The sequence below is a fragment of the Streptomyces sp. NPDC048172 genome (assembly GCF_043202595.1).
In the GTDB taxonomy this organism is placed as follows: Bacteria; Actinomycetota; Actinomycetes; order Streptomycetales; family Streptomycetaceae; genus Streptomyces.
Genome location: NZ_JBIDAT010000012.1, coordinates 100,754 through 120,833, shown reverse-complemented (window position 1 = coordinate 120,833; position 20,080 = coordinate 100,754). Strand labels below are relative to the sequence as shown.

Below are 20,080 nucleotides of genomic sequence, written 5' to 3'. Positions count from 1 at the left end.
CGACCATGGGCGACGGGCACGAGCGGCGGGACGACTTCACGACGGTGACGGACGGGACGCCGGTCGCCACGTACACCTGGCTGCCGGAGGGCACCCCGCGCGCCCTCGTGCAGATCGCCCACGGCGCCGCCGAACACGCCCAGCGCTACGACCGGTTCGCGCGCTTCCTCACCCGGCACGGGTACGCCGTCGTGGCCTCGGACCACCGGGGCCACGGCGCGACCGCCCGGCACACCGGCGGCTACGGCGCGGTCGGGGACACCGGCTGGCGCTCCATCGTCGGCGACCTCAAGGAGATCGGCGACCGGGTCCGGGCCGAACTCCCGGACGGCACGCCCTTCGTCTTCCTCGGCCACAGCATGGGCTCGCAGCTCGCCCGCGACTACGCGCAGGAGTACGGCGAGGGCGCCGGGCTGGCCGGGATGATCCTCTCGGGCACCTTCCGCTCGCTGCCCGGCAGCGAGGCGGAGACGGACATCCGGCGGCTGGAGGGCGAGGTCGAGCGGGGCGGGCGCGACGCGCCCTCGACGTACGTCGCCGAGCTCTTCGGCTCGTTCAACGACCCGTTCCCGCACCGCACCGGCTTCGAGTGGCTCTCGCGCGACGAGGCCGAGGTCGATCTCTACGCGGCGGACGAGCGGTGCGGCTTCCCGTTCAGCGCGGGCCTGGCGCTGGACTGGGTGGTCGGCAGCCGCAAGATCAACGACCCGGCGCAGCTCGCCCGGATCCCCCGTGACCTGCCCGTCCACCTCGCGGTCGGCGAGCAGGACCCGTGCAACCAGGGGATGACCCTGGTGTACGAGCTGCTGGAGGACCTGCGCTACGTGGGCCTGCGCGAGCTGACCTGGCGCGGCTACCCGGACGCGCGGCACGAGATCCTCAACGAGACCAACCGCGACGAGGTCCAGGCGGACCTCCTCGCGTGGCTCGACAAGCACGTCTGAGGCGTCAGCTCACCCCGTCACCCAGTCCTGCGCGAACTCGGCCGGCGAGGACGGACGCGCGTAGTACCAGCCCTGCGCCGTGTCGCAGCCCAGGTCGCGCAGCTGCGCGGCCTGGTGCTCCGTCTCGACGCCCTCCACCGTCACGGCCAGCCCCAGCGCGTGCGCCAGCGAGACGATGCCCTCGACGAAGGTGACGTCGACCGGGTCGGCGGGGTGGCGCTGGAGGCCCTGGGTGAAGGAGCGGTCGAGCTTGAGCGTGGTCGCGGGCAGCCTGCGGAGGTTGGCGAGGTTCGAGTAGCCCGTGCCGAAGTCGTCCAGGGCGATGTCCACGCCCATCTCCGCGAGCTGCCACAGGGGCTTCAGCTCGTCCTCGTCCGCGCCTATAAGAGCGCTCTCGGTGACCTCCAGGCAGAGCGACGACGGTGCGACACCGGCGGCCTCCAGGACGGCGATGGTGTCCGGCACGAGGTCGGGGTGGTGGAGCTGCCGGGGCGAGAGGTTCACGTTCACCCGCATCGGCTGCCCCGCCGCCCAGTCGCACGCCTGCCGTACGGCCTGCTCCAGCACCCAGCGGCCCAGCGGGACGATCAGCCCGGTGTGCTCGGCGAGCGGGATGAAGCGGTCCGGGCCGAGGCGGCCGTGGACCGGGTGCTCCCAGCGCACCAGGGCCTCCGCGCCGTCGACCCGGCCGTCGCTCATCCGGATCAGCGGCTGGTACTCCAGGAAGAACTCGTCCCGCTCCAGCGCGGCGGGCAGGTGGTTGGTGAGGCTGTGGCGGTCTATGGCCCGCGCGTCCGAGTCCGGGTCGGCCAGCTCGTAACGGTTCCCGCCCGCGTCCTTCGCGCGGTACATGGTGATGTCGGCGCTGCGCATCACCTCGGCCGGGCCCAGCTCGCCGCCGGGGCCCTCGACGATGCCGATGCTGGCCCGTACGGACAGCTCGCGGCCGTCCACCGAGATCGGGGTCGCCAGCGCGGCGAGCGCGGCGCGGGCCAGGGAGGTGACCTCCTCGCGGCCCTCCGGGTCGGAGATCAGCACCACGAACTCGTCCCCGCCGATACGGGCGACCAGGTGCGAGGGCGCGGGGGAGCAGGACTGGAGGCGCTCGGCGACGGAGATCAGGAGCTGGTCGCCGACGGCGTGCCCGAGGCTGTCGTTGACGGCCTTGAAGCCGTCGATGTCCAGATAGCACAGCCCGAAGCGCTTCACGCCGCTGCCGGGGGTCAGGATCCGGTCCAGGCGCTCCGCGAACAGCGTCCGGTTGGGCAGCCCGGTCAGCTCGTCGTGCGTGGCCTCGTAGCGCAACCGCAGGTGGAGCAGGCGGCGCTCGGTGATGTCCTCCATGAGCGCCAGCTGGTAGCGCGGCTCGCCCTCCGCGTCGCGCAGCAGCGACACGGTCAGATTGGTCCACAGCACGGTGCCGTCGGGGCGCTGGTAGGGCTTCTCGACGCGGAAGTGGTCGCGCTCGCCGCGCGCCAGCTCGCGGTGGAGCCGCCAGACGCCGGGGGCGTCGTCGGGGTGCACCCAGTCGTTGATGTTGCGGCGGCGCATCTCCTCCTCGGAGCGGCCGAACATCCGCGCCAGCGCCCCGTTCGCGTCGCGCAGGCGGCCGCTCATGTCGGCGATGCCGATGCCGATCGTCGCCTCCCTGAACACCGCGCGGAACCGGGTCTCGCTCGCGTGCAGCGCCTCCTCCACGGCGCTCTGCGCGGCCAGCGCGGCGCGCGAGAGCGCCTCCTGCTCGGCGAGCGTCCGCTCGCGCAGGGCGCGCGAGAAACCGGCCGCGATGGCGTGCTGGAGCCGGGCGCAGCGGGAGCGCGCGTCGTCCACGGGCAGGGCGCCCGGGGTGCTGCCGTAGAGCACCAGGTACGACTCGACGACGCCGAGGATGTGCGGCAGCGCGTCGGGGCTGGTGCAGTGCGCGGCGACCAGGGCCTCGCCGACCTGCCAGCCCGGCGCGGGGCTGAACGGATGCGCGTGCAGCGCCTCACCGAGCGTGCGCGCCAGGGGGTGGAGGTACTCCTCCAGCTCCACGCGGGTCATGGAGGTCTGCGTCGCAGGATAGACGGCGCGGCTCCAGATCGTCGCGAAACGGCGCAGCCCGTCGTCGTCCACGGGGGACGTCGGGACGGCCGGGGCCGTCGGGGCAGCCGTCAGGGCAGTCGGGGCCGCCGTCGGGCCCCCTTCGTCGTCGAGCTCGTCGCGCCCGTGCGTCCCGGAGGTCACCCGGCGAACCCCGCCTTGCGGCCCACCCCGGCGAAGCCGCAGAAGGAGACCGCGTCCTCCAGCTCGGGCGGGGAGTCGGGGCGCCACCGGGGCACCGGGACGAGGCCGGGCTCGATCAGCTCGAAGCCGTCGAAGAGCCGCTCGACGCCCTCCCGGGAGCGGATGACGAGCGGGGCGCTGGCCCGGCTGTAGACCTTCTGGACGCCGAGGCCGCCGTCGCGCTTGGGCCCGCCCTCGGGGGAGCCGTGGGAGAGCACCAGCAGGCTGCCGGGGGCCAGGGCGCGGCCGAACTCGGCGATCGTCTTGACCGGTTCGTCCTTGTCCTCGACGAAGTGGAGCAGGGCGACGAGCATCAGCGCGACCGGCTTGTCGAGGTCGAGGAGCCGCTCGACCTCCGGGCTCTCCAGCACGTCCTGCGGGGAGCGGAAGTCGGCGGAGACGATCGCCGCCTTCCCGTCGCCCTCCAGGACCACGCGGCTGTGCGCGACGGCCACCGGGTCGTTGTCGACGTAGACGACGCGGGAGTCGGGGTCGACGGCCTGGGCGACCTCGTGCACATTGCCGAAGGTGGGGATGCCGGAGCCGATGTCCAGGAACTGTGTGACGCCCTCGCCGAGCGCGAACCGGATGGCGCGGCGCATGAACGCGCGGTTCGTCTGCATGATCTTCGGGAGCCCGGGCCAGGCCGCGATCGCCTGCCGGGCCGCCTCCCTGTCGATCTCGAAGTTGTGCGAGCCGCCGAGGTAGTAGTCGTACATCCGCGACACACTGGGCACGTTGAGATCGATGCCCTGTGGGGCCCATGCGGGACGTTCCATCGAGGGGTCTCCAGCTCGGTCAGCACTACGGGGGTTGCCGATACGGGACATGAGGCTACTGACCCCGGGACTCCGCGTGGAAGGAATCGTCGGTTCTCCGGTGTGAACTCGTCCTGATCTTGCCCACCCGGAACGGTCCTTTCCGGGCATAGCACCCTGTCTCATGCCAGGAGGCGGGGCTTCCGCAGGGCTTCCGCGAGGCTTCCCCGGGCTTCCGGGGCCGGAGTGACGGCGTCCGGTCTCGTGCTGTTTAATTGCGAATCGTTCGCAAGAGCATTCGACCACCAGTAGGGAGCACGAGGGATGACGGCCCGGAAGGTACGGACAGCGACCGCCACAGCGATGGCCATGGCGGCGCTGGCGGGAGTGGCGGCCTGCTCCGCCCCGGGCAGCGACGACGGGGGTTCCGGGGGGAAGGATTCGGTCACCGTCGGTGTCGCGCAGGAGCCCGAGACGCTCAGCCCGCTCCTCGGCTACGGCCGCGAGGGGAACTCGAAGATATTCGACGGCCTCCTCAAGCACGACGCGGACATGGAGCTCAAGCCCGCGCTCGCCACGAAGCTCCCCGAGGTCAGCAAGGACGGCAAGACCTACACGTACACGCTGCGCGAGGGCGTGAAGTTCAGTGACGGCAAGCCGTTCACCGCCGACGACGTGGTCTTCACCTACGAGACGATCCTCGACAAGAAGACCAACAACGCCTACAAGGACGACTTCGCGGCCCTCAAGAGCGTCCGCGCCGAGGGCAAGCACAAGGTCGTCTTCACCCTCAAGTACCCCTACGCGGCCTTCGCCGAGCGCACGCTGCAGCCGATCGTCTCCCAGGCCGTCGCGAGCAAGAGCGACGTCAACAACGGCTCGTACAACACCAAGCCCGTCGGCACCGGCCCCTACACCCTCTCCAGCTGGCGCAAGGGCGAGAAGCTCAGCTTCAAGGCCAACCCGGACTACTGGGGCGGCAAGCCCGCCGTGAAGCGCTTCACCGTCGCCGTCATCGAGGACGACGACGTGCGCGCCACCCGCCTCAAGTCCGGTGACCTGGACGCCGCGATCCTGCCGCCGAACCTCGCGAAGCCGTACGAGAGCGACGACTCCAAGAAGGTCATCCAGGCGAAGACCGCCGACTACCGGGCCGTCTCGCTGCCCTCCGGCAACCCCGTCACCGGCGACAAGGACATCCGCCGCGCCCTCGACCTCGCCGTCGACCGCGGGGCCATGGTCAAGTCCATCCTCAACGGCGCGGGCAGGCCCGCCTACGGGCCGCTCGCCACCAACCACCCCTACTTCGCCAAGGGCACCGAGCGGAAGCACGACCTCGCCGAGGCGAAGAAGATCCTCGACAAGGCGGGCTGGAAGCCCGGCGAGGACGGCATCCGCGAGAAGGACGGCGAGCGCGCCGCGTTCAAGATCTGGTACTTCTCCGGCGACAAGCTCCGCCAGGACCACGCCCTCGCCTACGCCTCCGACGCCAAGAAGGCCGGGATCGACATCAAGGTCCAGGCGGGCAGCCGCGAGGTCGTCCAGCCCAAGCTCAAGCACGACGCGATGCTGCTCGGCAACGGCTTCCCGCCGGACCCCGACTTCGACCTGTACCCGGCGCTGCACTCCTCGCAGATCGGCAGCGGCTGGAACAACATGGCGTTCTTCAAGAGCGGGGCCGTCGACAAGGCCCTCGACGAGGGCCGCCAGAGCCGCGACGAGAAGGTCCGCCACAAGGCGTACGACACGGTCCAGAAGGAGCTGGCGAAGAACCCGCCGTACACCTTCCTCACCACCATCGACCACGTCTACGTGATCGACGACAAGTGGAAGGACCTCACCACCCAGACCGAGCCGCACGACCACGGCATCGGCGCGGGCCCCTGGTGGAACGTGCAGGACTGGCAGCCGAAGAAGTGACGAAGGCCGCGAGCGCGGCGCGCCGCCCGGGCGGTCCGGGCCACCCGGACCGCGCGGGCCGCAGGAGGCTCGGGGCCCCGGCGGCGCGCCTGGTCGGACGCAGACTGCTCGCCGCCGTGCCCGTGCTGGCCGCCGTGACCTTCGGCGTCTTCGCGGTCGCCGCCGCGTCCCCCTTCGACCCCGTGCAGCAGTACGCGGGCTCCGCCGGGCTCAACGCCTCCCAGGAGACGCTGGAGCAGCTCCGCCGCAACCTCGGCGTCGACGGGCCCTTCCCCGAGCGCTGGTGGCACTGGGTCACCCACGCGCTCTCCGGGGACCTCGGGAACTCCACGGCGCTGCGCCAGCCTGTCTCCCAGGTCATCGCCGAGCGGCTCGGCTGGTCGGTGGTGCTGTGCGCCGCGGGCTTCCTCTTCGCCGTCGTCGTCGGCACCGCGCTCGGCGTCGCCGCCGCGCGCCGCCGGGGCGGGCTCCTCGACCGGGCCGTCACCTCCGTCTCGTACGCCCTGGAGGCCGCGCCGCCGTTCTGGATCGGGCTCCTCGGCATCTGGTTCTTCGCGGTCCAGCTCGACGTGCTGCCCGCGGGCGGACTCACCGACTCCGGCAGCGACACGGTGACGGCCGGTGCCCTGCTCCGGCACCTGCCGCTGCCCGCGCTGGTGCTCGGCATCTCCCAGATCCCCTGGTTCCTGCTGTACGTACGCCAGGGCGTCGGGGACGCGCTGGAGGAGGACGCCGTGCGCGGCGCCCGCTCCCGGGGCCTCGCCGAGCGCACCGTGCTCCTCGGGCACGCCCTGCGCTCCGGGCTGCTGCCCGTGCTCACCCTGATCGGCTCGCGGGTCCCCGAGCTGATCACCGGCGCGCTACTCGTCGAGACGGTCTTCAGCTGGCCCGGCATCGCCTCGGCGACGGTGGAGGCGGCCACGTCGACGGACTTCCCGCTGCTCGCGGCCCTCACCACGCTGGCCACGGTCGCCGTGCTGCTCGGCAACCTGCTCTCCGACCTGCTCTACGGGCTGGCCGACCCCCGCGTCGCGATGGAGGAGATGTGAGCGCCACCGTGAAGCTCCGGGCCTCGGTGGGGCTCGTCGCGCTGGTCGTCCTCGTCGTCGTCCTCGTCCCGCTGCTCTTTCCTCTGGACGAGCAGGCCGTCGACATGGCGAACAAGCTCCAGCCGCCCTCCTGGGCGCACCCCTTCGGCACCGACGACGTCGGCCGTGACGTGCTGCTGCGCAGCGTCTACGGGCTCCGCGTCTCGCTGATCGTCGGCGTCGTCGCGGCACTGGCCGCCACGGTCATCGGTACGGCGGTGGGTGCCGCGGCGGGCGGGGCGGGCGGCCGTACGGACCGCCTCGTCATGCGCGTCGTGGACGTCTTCTCGTCCGTGCCGCACCTGCTGCTCGGGATCTTCATCGTCGCGATGTTCCGGCCCGGCATCTGGCCCGTCGTGATCTCCGTCGGACTCACGCACTGGCTCTCCACCGCGCGCATCGTCCGCGCCGAGGTGCTCTCTCTGCGGGCCCGGCCTTATGTGGACGCGGCGATCTCCGGCGGGGCGTCACGCTGGCGCGTGGCCGTACGGCATCTGTTGCCCGGCGTCCTGCCGCAGGCCGGACTGGCGGCGGTGCTGATGGTGCCGCACGCCATCTGGCACGAGTCCGCGCTCTCCTTTCTCGGGCTCGGACTGCCCACGCACAAGGCGAGCCTCGGCAACATGATCCAGGGCGCGCGGGGGACCCTGCTGGCCGGCGACTGGTGGCCGACCCTTTTCCCGGGGCTCTTCATCATCATCCCCACCCTCGCGATCGCCGGGCTGGCCGGCGTCTGGCGGGAACGGATCAATCCCCGCCGTCGATCGGAGCTGATGCTGTGAGTTCCGCCGCCGTCATTTCCGGGGCTGTGCCTGGGGTGCCCCTTGCGGTGCGTCGCAGCCTGCGGCTCGCGCCGTGGCTTGGCGCGCAGTTCCCCGCGCCCCTGGGGCGGTCCCTTCGGGGCCGGAGTTGTCGGGCTGTGCGGGGGGTGCCGCTTGCTGTGCGTCGCAGGCTGCGGCCTGCGTTGTGGCTTGGCGCGCAGTTCCCCGCGCCCCTGAAGCGGCCCCTTCGGGGCCTGCTTCGGGGCGCGATCCGAGGGCGCCGCGCTTCGCGGGCGCCGATCACCCCCTGCGCTTGGGAGGTCTGCGCCGGAGGCGCAGGGCTGGCAAGCGCAGCGCCTATGCCGGGTACGGGGGTGTTGGCGTGAAGCCGTTGTTGGCTGTGCGGGATCTCTCCGTTCAGTTCAGGATGCGGCGTGGGGGTGCCGTTGCTGCCGTTTCGGCGGTGTCTTTCGACCTCGCACCCGGTGAGTGCCTCGCCCTCGTGGGGGAGAGCGGGTGTGGGAAGTCCGTGCTGGCCTCCGCGCTGCTGGGGCTGCTGCCGGGGAACGCCGTCGTGCGCGGCGAAGCCTTGCTGCGCGGGGGCGGGGACCCTGTGGAGCTGCTGGGCGCCGATGAGCGGACTCTCGCGCGGAGCGTGCGGGGGCGGCGGGTCGGGCTCGTCCCGCAGAGTCCTGCCGCGCACCTCACGCCCGTACGCACCGTGCGCTCGCAGCTCGCGGAGACCGTGCGGGAACTGACCGGCGCCCGGAAAGAGGCGCTGGCGGAGGCGACGCGGGCCGCCGCCGAGCGGGCCTCCTTCCCCGCCGACCACCTGGACAGGTACCCGCACGAGCTGTCCGGCGGTCTGGCGCAGCGCGCCGCGACGGCGCTCGCGCTGGTCGGGGATGCACCGCTGCTGCTCGCGGACGAGCCGACCACCGGGCTCGACCGCGACCTGGTCGACAAGACCGTGGACGAGCTGCGCAGCCACGCGGACGACGGGCGCGGGCTGCTGATCATCACCCACGACCTCGCGGCGGCCGAGCGGATCGCCGACAGGGTCGCGGTGATGTACGCGGGACGCGTCGTCGAACTCTCCGCCGCCGACCGCTTCTTCGGCACGCCGGGCCCCCGGCACCCGTACGCGCGCGGCCTGCTCGACGCGCTGCCCGAGCGCGCGTTCACGCCCGTTCCCGGGATGCCGCCCGAGCTGGGCGCCCTGCCGGAGGGCTGCGCCTTCGCGCCGCGCTGTCCCCGGGCGAGCGAGGCGTGCGCGGTCCTGCCGCCGTTCGACGAGGGCGCGGCCTGTCACCATCCCGTCGTCCCCGAGCCCGAGCCCGAGTCCGAAGGGAGCCGGTCATGACGGCCACCGTGCCGCCCGCGCTGGAGCTGCGCCACGTCACCGCCGGGTACGACCGGCGCGCCCCCGTGCTGCGCGACGCCTCGCTCGCGCTCGCCGAGGGGGAGGCCGTCGGGCTGCTGGGGCCGAGCGGCTGCGGCAAGTCGACGCTCGCCCGGGTCGCGGCCCTGCTGCACCGCCCGGACGCGGGCACCGTGCTGATCGGCGGCGAGGAGGCGCGCGGCTGGCGGCACCGCGCCCCGCGCGCCCAGCGCACCGCCGTGGGCGTGGTCTTCCAGCAGCCGCGGCTCGCCGCCGACCCCCGGCTGACGCTGGCGGCGCTCGTCGCGGAGCCCCTGCGCGCCACGGGGCGGGGCGCCGAGGCCGCCGCGCGCGCCGAGGAGCTCGCCGAACGGGTCGGGCTCGGCCCCGACCTCCTCGCCCGCCGTCCCCACGAGGTGAGCGACGGGCAGCTCCAGCGGGCCTGCGTGGCGCGCGCCCTCGCCCTGCGGCCACGCGTGCTGGTGTGCGACGAGATGACGGCCATGCTCGACGCCTCGACCACGGCGGCACTGGTCGCGGTCGTCGAGGCGTACCGCGCGGACAGCGGCGCCGCGCTCCTCGCCGTCGGCCACGACCGCGTCCTGCTGGAGCGCTGGTGTGACCGTACGGTCGACTACGCCACGGGGCTCACGGACGCGGTCACACCTTCGCGCCCCGCTCCCGCAGGTACGCCAGCGGGTTGATGTCGGTCCCGTAGCCCGGGCCCGTACGGACCTCGAAGTGCAGGTGCGGGCCTGTCGCGTTGCCCGTCGCGCCCGAACGCCCTATGCGCTGGCCCGGGTCGACGGACTGCCCCGACCGTACGGAGATCGCCGACAGGTGCGCGTACTGGCTGTACTTGCCGTCGCTGTGCCGAAGGATCACCTGGTACCCGTACGCGTCGGCCCAGCCCGCCGAGACGACCTTCGCCTTGGCCACGGCCTTGACGGTCGTTCCCGTGCTCACGGGGAAGTCGACGCCCGTGTGGTAGCCGGAGGACCAGCTTCCGCCGGAGGCGCGGTACGCCGTGCCGGGGCTGACGCCGCTGACGGGCGCGGTGACGGACGACGAGGGCTTCGCCTTGGCCTGCTGCCGCTGCTTCTGCGGCTGCTGCTTGGGCTTCGCCTGCGGTTTGGCCTGGGGCTTCGGCTTGGCCTCGGCCTTGCGCTCCGGCTTCGGCTCCGGCTTCGGCTCCGGCTTCCGTTCCGGTTTCCGCTGCGGCTCCGCCTTCGCCTTCTGCGGCGCGCCCGTGAGGCGCAGCTCCTGGCCGGGGAGGATCAGGTCGGGGTCCTTGCCGATGGTGGAGCGGTTCCGCTCGTACAGGCCCCGCCAGCCGCCGTCGACCGACTGGCCGTCCGCGATGGAGAACAGGGTGTCGCCGCCGACCACTTCGTACGTGGTCTGCTTCTTCTTCCGCTCCTCCTTGGCGCGTTCGGCCTTCTCGTCCTTGGCCTTGTCCTTCGGCGGCGCGCTCCTCTGCTTCTGCTTCGCGGACGCCTGCTGGACACGGGGCCCGGCGCCCGGCTCGGCGCTGCCCTTGGTGAGTCCCGCGCGGGGGCCGCAGTTGGGCCACGCGCCCGGTCCCTGCCCGGCGAGGACCTTCTCCGCGACGGCGATCTGCTCGTCCTTGGTCGCCAGGTCGGCGCGCCCGGCGAACTTGCCGCCGCCGTACGCCTGCCAGGTGCTCTGGGTGAACTGGAGCCCGCCGTAGAACCCGTTGCCCGTGTTGATGTTCCACTTGCCGCTGCTCTCGCAGGCGGCCACCTTCTCCCACGCGTCCTGCGGGGCCGCGTGGGCGACCTGCGCGCCGACGAGTGGGATGGCTATGCCCGCACCTCCGGCGGTCACCTTGAGCGACGTGCGCGAGACGGTGCTTGGCTTGTAGCGGCGGTGGCGCCCACGAGCGGACATGGCCGGTCCCTCCGTTGAATTGGCGGCCCACGGACAAGAGTTGCCGAGCGGGCCCACGATAGAGGCGCTGTTCTCCAGGTCACAAGAGGTCACATACGGTTACTGCGTTACAGGTCGATGCCCCGGTCCCGGGCGCGTTGGAGCGCCGCCTCGTCGGCTCCCGCCTCCTCCAGGTAGACCTCGCACACCAGACGGCCCGTGCCGGACAGGTTGTGCTCCAGCTCGTAGAGGCTGATCTCGGTGCCGTCGGCGAGCAGGAACACGTGCTCGTAGACCGAGCACCACACCTGGCACTCGCCGGTGCGCGCCGCGGGCTTCGGTACGTGCATGATCTGGTGCCCCAGCGCGGTGGCGAGCAGGCGCAGCGTCTCCTCGCCGGGCCGGTCGGGGTTCTCGGCACGGCGGAGCAGGCGGCGGGCGTGCTCGGGCGAGTCCCGCTCGGCGTGGCCCGGGGCGCACCCGGGGCCGAGGGGGAAGGCGGCCGGGGGTTCGTCCTCGAAGTCCTCATCGGTGAAACCGTCGAGCAGCTCGTCATCGCCCAGCTGTGCGAAGGTCTCGTCGTCCATCCAGCGGTGGACGCGCCGCTCGGAACGGCGCAGCGCCTCCTCCGACTCGTAGATCTCGTACAGCTCGCGCCCGTCGCCGTCCTCGGTGTCGTAGCACAGCTCCCACAGCAGCAGGCTGCCGCCGTCGGCCAGCAGGAAGACATGCCGGAAGCTGCTGCACCGCAGCGTCGGCGGGGGTGTGCTGCGGTGGCGCCATCCGTACAGCTCCGTCTGGAACATCACGGCGCTCTCCAGGCGGGAGAGCACGGAATCCGAGACGTCGAACGGATTCTGGGCCCGTGCGAGCAGCACTTGGAGATGGTGTGCAGGCGTCGGGTGCACTTCCTCGCCCATCGCGGAACCCTCCCGGCGTACAGCCAACAACCGATCGATCCCCGCGGGCACTCACCGTAGCGCCCCGAACGCGGTGCGCGGGCGGATTCCGGGGAATCGGCTTCTGCACGGGGAGCGCATGGGGGCCACACGGGGAGCGCACGGCGGGCACACAGGGGCTGCACGGGAGGCGCCCTTCAGGGCGTGAGCGGCGGCGCACGGGGAACGACAAGGTGGGTGCGCACAATTGAGCCCTCTGTCGCGGGCGCGGCGGAGGCGGCGCGAAAGGGGCGTGGCCATGACCACACTGCCCATCGGCTACGAGAGTTACTGGCTGCTCTCCGCCGCCGGATCGCCCTATGCGCCGCTGGCGGCCGACAGCAGGCCCGGCGTGGTCGACGTCGCGGTGGTGGGCGGCGGCATCGCGGGGCTCTCGGTGGCGTGGGAGCTGGCCCGCGCGGGGCGGAGCGTGACCGTACTGGAGTCCGACCGGATCGCCGCGGGCGTCACGGGCCACACGACGGCCAAGGTCTCGGCGCTGCACGGCCTCCACTACGCCCGGCTGCGGGACCGGCGCGGCCCGGAGTGCGCCCGGCTGTACGCGCTCTCGCAGCAGGGCGCGATCGAGCATCTGGCCGAGGTCGCGGCCGGGCTGGGCGCCGAGTGCGAGCTGGAGCGCGTCCCCTGCTACACGTTCGTGGAGGGGGAGGGGCACGAGGACGAGATCCGCGCCGAGGCGCAGGCCGCCGCCGAGGCGGGCCTCGACGCCTCGTACGTGACGGAGACCGGCCTCCCCTTCCCGGTGCGCGCGGCCGTACGGGTGGAGGGGCAGGCCCAGTTCCATCCGCGCAAGTACCTGCTCGCGCTCGCGGAGGACCTCGTGCGCCGCGGCGGCACGATCCACGAGCGCACCCGGGTGCTCGCCCTGGACGAGGGCGAGCCGTGCGTGCTCACGGCCGAGAACGGCGCGGAGGTGCGCGCCCGCGACGTGGTGGTGGCCACGCACTACCCGGTCTTCGACCGCGCGCTGATGTTCTCCCGCCTGGAGCCGCGCCGCGAACTGGTCATCGCCGCGCTGCTGCCCGAGGACCAGGACCCCGGCGGCGGCTATCTCACGCCCGAGCGGGCCACGCGCTCGGTACGGACGGCGCCGTACCCGTTCCGGGAAGGGCAGCGGCTGCTGATCGTCACCGGCGAGAAGTTCACCCCCGGCATGCCGGGCATCGGCTCGGTCGGCGCCCGTTACGAGCGGCTCGCGGCGTGGACGTACGAGCGCTTCCCCGACGCCCGCCCCGTGCACCGCTGGGCCACGCAGGACAACGAGACGACCGACCAGGTGCCGTACATCGGGCGGTTCCACCCGGCGACGCAGCACACCTATGTGGCGACCGGCTTCGGCGGCTGGGGCATGGCCTCGGGCGTGCTGTCCGGGCAGCTGCTGGCCGCACACCTCACGGGCGACGCGCTGCCGCCCTGGGCGAAGCTCTACGACCCGGTGCGGCTGCGCCCGCGCGAGGCGCCCGCGCTGCTGCGGCTCCAGTCCGCGGTGGCCCGCCGCTTCGTCGGCGACCGGCTGCGGCCCTCGTACGTCGACTCGGTGGACGAGATCAGTCCGGGTACGGGCGCGATCGTTCGGATCCAGGGGCGGCGCTGCGCCGTGCACCGGACGGCGGAGGGCGAGCTGCGCGCGCTCTCGCCGCGCTGTACGCACCTGGGCTGCCTGGTCCGGTTCAACGACGCCGAGGGCGCCTGGGAGTGCCCCTGCCACGGCTCGCGCTTCGGCATCGACGGCGAGGTGATCCAGGGCCCGGCGACCCGGCCGCTGGAGCCGCGCGACGACATCGGTTGATCCGGCCGGGTGGTAGCGGGGCGGCGGGGGCCGGGCGTCGCGGAGCTGCGGGGGAGAGGCGTGCCTAGCATTCGGAATCATTTAGTCCGCTCATCGCGGAGGTGTACTCCATGCACGCCATGCACGCACTCTTCCGGGACCCACGGGTCCGCCCCCGCGCCCGGCGACTGCGCGGGCTGGCCCTCGCCGGGACCGCCTGCGCCCTCCTCTCCTGCGGCGTCGCGCCGCACGGCGCGCAGCAGGGGGCCGCGGCCGAGCGCGACGCCGGGCGCGCGAAGGCGCTCAACATCCTCTTCGTGGGCCTCGACTCGCGCGCGGGCCTCACCCCCGAGACGCGCGACCGCCTCCACGTGAACGGCAAGGCGTGCGACTGCACGGACGTGATGATGCTGATGCACGTCTCCGCCGACCGGCGCCGCGTCAGCTTCGTGAGCCTGCCCCGGGACTCCTACGTCCGCTTCGCGCCGCACAAGGACGGCGACAAGCCGCTGACCTCCCACCAGGGGAAGATCAACGCGGCCCATCAACACGGCGGCCCTGCGCTCACCGTCCGTACCGTCGAACAGGCGACCGGGCTGCGCGTCGACCACTACGCCGAGACCGACTTCGCCGACTTCGTGAAGACCGTGGACACCCTCGGCGGCGCCAGGATCTGCACCCGTAAGGCCCTCTGGGACGAGAACGCCGGGCTCGACATCACGGAGGGGAAGCACGACCTCGCCGGACGGGAGGCCCTGCGCTACGCCCGCGCCCGGCACGTCACCCCGCCCGGCGACCTCGGCCGCGTCCGCCGTCAGCAGCAGCTCGTCGCCGGGATCCTCCAGCGGCTGACCGGCGGCGAGGCGGCCGGGGACCCCGTCGCGCTCCTGCGCACGGCCCGCGCGTTCCGGGAGACGGTGCGTACGGACGACGGGCTCACCGCACGGAAGCTGGTGCGGCTCGCCGGGGAGCTGCGGGGGCTGAGCCCCGCGCGGACGGAGTTCGCGACCGTGCCCATCGACGGGTTCGACCACCGGGTGCCGACCTGGGGCTCGACGCTCACCTGGGACGAGCCGCGCGCCCGCGCCATGTTCCGCGCCCTGCGCGAGGACCGCCCGCTCCGGAACGAGCCCCGGCTGCGCCCGCCGCACGGCGTCCGCCCCGTCGCGATGGAGCCCAACCTGATCCCCGTACGGGTCGAGGGCACGGACGAGGCGAGCCTCCGCGTACGGAACGCGCTGCGCCGCAACGGCTTCGACGTCCTGGACGGGACGGGCGGCGGAGTCGGCCCGGCAGCGGCGAAGGACGCGAAGGGCACCACCATCACCTACGCGCCCGGCTACGACCGCGAGGCCGAGGTGCTGGCCACCGCGCTGCCGCGCGCCAAGGCGCTCCCCGAGGTCGGCCACGCGCGGACCCTGACGGTCCGGCCGGGGACCGCGCGCACCCGGCTGGCGCGGATCGTCCACGACCGCAGCAGCGTCGAGGGCGCCCCCGCGACCGCCGAGGCCCTTGCCTGCGACCCGACGGGCGGCCACGGCCCGCGCTAGCGCGCCCGCTAGAGCCAGTCCGGACCGGTCTCCAGCACGGTGGTGTCCAGCGACTCCAGCAGGGCGAACTGGGGACCGGTCCGGGGCAGTTCGTACCGGAAGAAGTAGCGGGCCGCCTGGCGCTTGCCCTTGTGGAAGGCGTCGTCACCGTCCGCAGCGAGAAACTGGCCGAGCCAGTGCCAGGCCACCACCACATGGCCGACCGCCTCCAGATACGCCGAGGCGTTCGCGAGCGCCACCGTCGGGTCGCCCGTGCCCCACAGCCGCGCCGTGACGGCGGTCGTACGGTCCCAGGCCGCGCGCAGCTCCGCGCCGAGCGCCGCCGCCTCGCCGCCCGCGCGCTCCGCGCGGGCCAGCGTCGCGCCGATCGCCTCGCCCAGCGCCGCGAGCCCGGCGCCGCCGTCCTGGACCGCCTTGCGGCCCAGCAGGTCGAGGGCCTGGATGCCGTGGGTGCCCTCGTGGATGGGGTTGAGGCGGTTGTCGCGGTAGTGCTGCTCGACGTCGTACTCGCGGGTGTAGCCGTAGCCGCCGTGCACCTGGACGGCCAGGTCGTTCGCCGCCAGGCACCACTGCGAGGGCCAGCTCTTGGCGATCGGGGTGAGCACGTCGAGCAGCAGCGCGGCGCGGGCCCGCTCCTCCTCCGACTCCGCGGTGAGCTGCTCGTCGACCAGCCGCGAGCAGTACAGCAGCAGGGCCAGCGCCCCCTCGACGTACGACTTCTGGGCCAGCAGCATCCGGCGTACGTCCGCGTGCTCGACGATCGGCACCTGGGGGGCCTCGGGGTCCTTCGCGCCGTCGCCGGTCAGCGGGCGGCCCTGGGGGCGCTCGCGGGCGTACTCCAGGGACTTGAGGTAGCCCGTGTAGCCGAGGGCCATCGCGCCCGCGCCGACGCCGATACGGGCGCCGTTCATCATGTGGAACATGTACGCGAGCCCCCGGTGCGGCTCGCCCACGAGATGGCCGACCGCGCCCGCCTCGCCGCCCGGCGTGTGGCGGGAGCCCTCGCCGAAGTTGAGCAGCGCGTTGACGGTGCCCCGGTAGCCCATCTTGTGGTTGAGCCCCGCTGGCACCACGTCGTTCCGCTCGCCGAGCGAACCGTCCGGGCCCACCAGGTACTTGGGCACGACGAAGAGCGAGAGCCCCTTCACCCCGGGCGGGCCGCCGGGGATGCGGGCGAGGACCAGGTGGACGATGTTCTCGGCGAGCTCGTGGTCGCCGCCGGAGATCCACATCTTGGAGCCGAAGAGCCGGTACGTGCCGTCCGGGCGCTCCTCCGCCCTGGTCGTCACGTCGGCGAGCGAGGAGCCCGCCTGCGGCTCGGAGAGGCACATGGTGCCGAAGAACCGGCCCTCCAGCATGGGGCGGACGTAGGTCTCGATCTGCTCGGGCGAGCCGTGGGCGCACAGCAGGCGCGCGTTGCCCAGGGTGAGGAAGGGGTAGGCGGCCGTGGCGATGTTCGCCGCCTGGAAGTAGGCGAAGCAGGCCGTGGCGACGGTCTGCGGCAGGCGCATCCCGCCGAACTCCTCGTCCATCGCGGCCGCGAGCAGCCCCGACTTCGCGAAGACCTCCAGCGCCTCGGCGGCCTCGGGCACGATGTGCACCCGCTCGCCGTCGAACCGCGGCTCCTCCTGGTCGCTCTTCTTGTTGTGCGGGGCGAAGTGGCGGGCCGCGATCTGCTCGCTGAGGTCGAGCGCGGCGTCGAAGGTCTCGCGGGAGTGCTCCGCGTACCGCTCGCGGCGGGTGAGGGACTCGGTGTCCAGCCAGGTGTGGAGCAGGAAGTCGAGATCGCGGCGGGAGAGCAGGAGCGAGGGTGTGGCCATGGAGGTGATCCGATCCGTCCGGTCCCGGTGAGAGGGCTAAGCGCTTGCTTATGCTCCGCCCCCGGGACCGGACCTGTCAACGCACCTCCACCCGCAGTGGGCGCGCCGCCACCGTCTCGCGGGGCACCCGCCCCACCAGACCCAGCACCGTCGCCCGCTCCTCGCCCTGCCCGAAGCGGCCCAGCCACGCGTCGGCCGACGGGCTCTCCGTGGAGAGCGTCAGCCCGAACTCGTACACCCCGGGCCGCCCGGGCACGAAGGCGCCGAACGTGGTCAGCGGCAGATAGCCGGGGCCCGTCGGGTCGAACGCCTCGCCGGGCTCCAGCTCCCTGAAGTCCCCGGGGCGCAGCGGTCCCACGAGCGGGTCCTCCGGGCGCCGGGGCGCGTGGACGGCCCGCCCCTCGTACGTCACCGAGGGCACGTAGTGCGGATAGCGCACCCGGTCCTCCGAACCGTCCAGCACGCCCGCCGCCCACACCCGGCGCGCCGAGGTGTTGTGCACCGTCACCGTGACCGGCACCGGACTGCCCACGGGGTGGGGGAGTACGGGGCCGCGCAGCTCCACGACGAACACGGGCACGCGGCCCCGCCTCCCTCCGTCACGATTCCCTCAGCTGCCGTACTCGGCGGCGAGCTTGGCCTTCTCCGCCTCCGCCTGGTCCTTGATCGCGTCGACGACGTGCCGGTTGAGCCCCTGGTCGCCGAAGTGCGTGGCCATCCGGTCCAGCACGGCCGTGGCCTGCTCCAGGTCGCCCTGCTTGGCCTCGGCGCGCGCCAGCCTGCGCATCACCATGTTCAACGTGATGGAGTCGACGCCCGTGCCCTGCATGCTCGCCTCGGCCACCGGGGTCAGCTGCTGGATGGACTCCTTCGTGTCGGCCGGGCGCACCTCCAGCCCTTGGCCCTCCTTGCCGGGCGTCACGCTCTTGAACTCGTGCTCCGCGTTGAGCCCCCGCACCATCCGCGCGTACACCGCGAACGGGTGCTTGCCGTGCTGGTCGACGATCTGCTGCAGCGCCTCGTTCCCGGCGCGCAGCGAGGGCGAGTCGGAGCCCATCAGCGCGAAGAGCGTGCCCTGCTCCTCGCCCATCATCAGCTCGCCCACCTGTTCGTCCGTACGGCTCATCGGATGCCGCACCGTCACCCGCAGCACGGGCGAGACCACGCGCGAGCCGTCGGTCGCGAGATAGACCGCGCGCAGCTCGTACGTACCGGGCTGCTGGAAGTAGTGCCCCTGCTGGCCGTAGCCGATGTACGCGCTCGTGTAGAGGGCGGGGCGCGCGGCGTCGAGGGTCTGGGTGCGCTCCTCGTCCACGCAGCGCCGCAGCAGCGGACGGAAGAGGACCGTACGCCCGGACGGCTGCCGGATGGCGAGGCTCACCAGGTCGTTGTTCGGGTGCAGATAGCCGTGCGTACTGCGGCCGCGCAGGTCGGTCGTCGCGAGCTTCAGCTCGACCACCAGCGGCTCGCCGAACTCGTACGCCCGCTTGCCGCGCAGCTCCAGCCGCAGCCCGGACTGGTCGAGGAGCGGCTCGTCGAACGCCTCGGCGTCCAGCTCGGCGGCGCCCCTGCCGAAGGCGTTGGCCCCCATGACCACGTTCTTGTAGTAGCCGTGCCGCAGGTGCAGCAGCTCGTTGGCCGTGAACTGGAAGGGGAACCCCGCCCAGTAGGCCGTCTCGCCCGTGGGGGCGCCGCCGCCCGGGTCGTAGTTCTGCGGGTAGTTCATCCAGGACAGGTCTCCGAAGCCCTGGTTGGGACCCAGCGGCGCGGGCGGGGTGGCCAGGTTCTTCTGCCAGGAGTGCAGCAGGTTGAAGGAGTGGCCCAGCTCGTGCACGTACGTGCGCAACTGCGCGCGCTGGCGGGCCGGGTCGGTGCCCTGGATGAGGTCGTAGAAGACCGCGCAGCCCTGCCGCTGGAAGGCGTCCTGGGCGTCGAACATGATGCCGCGCACCCCGGACAGCCCCTCGTACTTGCTCGCGACGAGGAGCCACACCAGCCACTGCGGGGCGTTGCGCCAGCGGCTGAAGTTGGCCTGCATGGCGCCGTGCAGCTCGCCGTCCGTCCAGCCGTTCGAGCTGTCCGCCAGCACGTTGGCCGCGCCGGTGCTCAGCATCTGGATCCCGGCCTCCGCGAACGCGGCGGGCACCGTCAGCACCCGCGCCGGGCTCCCGGGCGGCTGCGGCAGCGAGCCGGTGTTGTACGAGACGAACGGGACCTTGCCCGCGACCGAGTCCTGTTCCCACTGCACGGTGCGGAAGTACGGGGACGTGAACGGGCAGAGGTAGCTCGCGCCCTTCGTGCCGTCGGTGCGGAGGAACTGCACGGTGGCCGCGCCGCGCGGCTGGGCGACCGTACGCAGCGGGATCGTCACCTGGACGACCGGGTAGCTCGCGCTCCAGGTGAACGTGCCCAGGCCCCGGATCACGGCCTCCGTCGCCGTGCGGGTCACGGAGACGGTGTTCACCACGAACGAGCCGTAGTAGCCGATCGTCGAGCCGGTGGTGGTGAAGAAGTCGGCGCTCAGCCTGTTGAGCGGGCGCCGCCCGTCGACGTCGACGCGGAGTTCGAGCTGGGTGCCGCCGCCGTTGCGGTAGCGGCCCTGGAGCGGGTGGAAGCCGCTGAGCGGGGCCTCGGTGGGCTGCGGGGCCTCGTCGGTGCGGACGCCCTCCTCGGCGGCCGGGACGGCGTCGGCGTACGCGGTGGCGGAGACGCCGGAGGAGACGGGCGACGTGGTGGAGAGGGCGGGTTCGGTGCTGCTGTTCACCCCTGCCGTGGGGTCCTCGATGGCTGATGACATGACGGAGTGCCCTTCGCTTGCCTGGGTGCGCTGTGGAGTGGCGGCGCGGTGTGCGCGCCGCCGGGCACCTGGTCGGCCAGGAGGACTTTCCGGGAACGTGCCGTGCCTGGAAACTCGCAGCACCGACAGGACCTGTCAATGCGCGGATTCGGTGATTTCCAGGGCGAACGGGAGTGCGC

Annotated in this window: 15 protein-coding genes; 8 read left to right on the top strand and 7 right to left on the bottom strand. The window is 72.9% G+C overall.

Translation table 11 applies throughout. From position 1 onward, the window contains the following. The first annotated feature begins 5 nt into the window (after positions 1–5). The gene (locus ACGF3A_RS39120) at positions 6–944 is read left to right on the top strand and encodes an alpha/beta fold hydrolase (RefSeq protein WP_393735312.1); all 939 of its coding nucleotides are present in this window, start codon (positions 6–8) and stop codon (positions 942–944) included. A 9-nt stretch (positions 945–953) separates the two neighbouring features. On the opposite strand, the gene ACGF3A_RS39115 is transcribed toward ACGF3A_RS39120, so the two are convergent. Further along, entirely contained in the window at positions 954–3,101 is a 2,148-nt protein-coding gene (locus tag ACGF3A_RS39115) for a putative bifunctional diguanylate cyclase/phosphodiesterase (protein ID WP_393735401.1), read from the bottom strand. Between the two features lie 65 nt (positions 3,102–3,166). Continuing rightward, complete coding sequence (locus tag ACGF3A_RS39110) at positions 3,167–3,988, bottom strand: SAM-dependent methyltransferase (protein WP_393735311.1); 822 nt, start codon at positions 3,986–3,988, stop codon at positions 3,167–3,169. 303 nt (positions 3,989–4,291) lie between these two features. Between ACGF3A_RS39110 and ACGF3A_RS39105 the strand changes: the two genes are divergently transcribed. The 5 genes from ACGF3A_RS39105 (at position 4,292) to ACGF3A_RS39085 (ending at position 9,821) form a co-directional block, all read left to right on the top strand. Further along, on the top strand, positions 4,292–5,887 hold the full coding sequence (locus tag ACGF3A_RS39105; protein ID WP_393735310.1) for an ABC transporter substrate-binding protein: 1,596 nt from the start codon (positions 4,292–4,294) through the stop codon (positions 5,885–5,887). Between the two features lie 89 nt (positions 5,888–5,976). Continuing rightward, positions 5,977–6,936 (top strand): ABC transporter permease, encoded by a 960-nt coding sequence (locus ACGF3A_RS39100; RefSeq protein WP_393735400.1) that lies wholly within the window; start codon positions 5,977–5,979, stop codon positions 6,934–6,936. Continuing rightward, positions 6,933–7,757, top strand: a complete 825-nt coding sequence (locus ACGF3A_RS39095) for an ABC transporter permease (RefSeq protein ID WP_393735309.1) — start codon at positions 6,933–6,935, stop codon at positions 7,755–7,757. Before ACGF3A_RS39100 ends, ACGF3A_RS39095 begins: the two co-directional genes overlap by 4 nt. 301 nt (positions 7,758–8,058) lie before the next feature. Continuing rightward, positions 8,059–9,099 carry an ABC transporter ATP-binding protein gene (locus tag ACGF3A_RS39090; RefSeq protein ID WP_393735399.1) on the top strand — a complete coding sequence of 347 codons (1,041 nt, stop codon included), beginning with the start codon at positions 8,059–8,061 and terminating at the stop codon, positions 9,097–9,099. Then, positions 9,096–9,821, top strand: coding sequence for an ABC transporter ATP-binding protein (locus ACGF3A_RS39085; RefSeq protein WP_393735308.1), 726 nt, complete (start codon positions 9,096–9,098; stop codon positions 9,819–9,821). Before ACGF3A_RS39090 ends, ACGF3A_RS39085 begins: the two co-directional genes overlap by 4 nt. On the opposite strand, the gene ACGF3A_RS39080 is transcribed toward ACGF3A_RS39085, so the two are convergent. Then, positions 9,778–11,028 (bottom strand): transglycosylase family protein, encoded by a 1,251-nt coding sequence (locus tag ACGF3A_RS39080; RefSeq protein ID WP_393735307.1) that lies wholly within the window; start codon positions 11,026–11,028, stop codon positions 9,778–9,780. The genes ACGF3A_RS39085 and ACGF3A_RS39080 overlap by 44 nt on opposite strands. 107 nt (positions 11,029–11,135) lie before the next feature. Then, positions 11,136–11,927, bottom strand: a complete 792-nt coding sequence (locus ACGF3A_RS39075) for a DUF6227 family protein (RefSeq protein ID WP_393735306.1) — start codon at positions 11,925–11,927, stop codon at positions 11,136–11,138. Positions 11,928–12,204: 277 nt separating this feature from the next. On the opposite strand from ACGF3A_RS39075, the gene ACGF3A_RS39070 reads away from it, so the two are divergent. Next, positions 12,205–13,755, top strand: a complete 1,551-nt coding sequence (locus ACGF3A_RS39070) for an FAD-dependent oxidoreductase (RefSeq protein ID WP_393735305.1) — start codon at positions 12,205–12,207, stop codon at positions 13,753–13,755. Between the two features lie 110 nt (positions 13,756–13,865). Continuing rightward, the gene (locus tag ACGF3A_RS39065) at positions 13,866–15,284 is read left to right on the top strand and encodes an LCP family protein (RefSeq protein ID WP_393735304.1); all 1,419 of its coding nucleotides are present in this window, start codon (positions 13,866–13,868) and stop codon (positions 15,282–15,284) included. An 8-nt stretch (positions 15,285–15,292) separates the two neighbouring features. On the opposite strand, the gene ACGF3A_RS39060 is transcribed toward ACGF3A_RS39065, so the two are convergent. From ACGF3A_RS39060 to ACGF3A_RS39050, 3 genes are all read right to left on the bottom strand, one after another. Next, the gene (locus ACGF3A_RS39060; protein WP_393735303.1) at positions 15,293–17,104 is read right to left on the bottom strand and encodes an acyl-CoA dehydrogenase; all 1,812 of its coding nucleotides are present in this window, start codon (positions 17,102–17,104) and stop codon (positions 15,293–15,295) included. 76 nt (positions 17,105–17,180) lie between these two features. Then, positions 17,181–17,684: a hypothetical protein gene (locus ACGF3A_RS39055; RefSeq protein ID WP_393735302.1), complete on the bottom strand. Its 504-nt coding sequence runs from the start codon at positions 17,682–17,684 to the stop codon at positions 17,181–17,183. A gap of 30 nt (positions 17,685–17,714) precedes the next feature. Further along, complete coding sequence (locus ACGF3A_RS39050) at positions 17,715–19,901, bottom strand: hypothetical protein (protein ID WP_393735301.1); 2,187 nt, start codon at positions 19,899–19,901, stop codon at positions 17,715–17,717. Positions 19,902–20,080 lie beyond the last annotated feature (179 nt).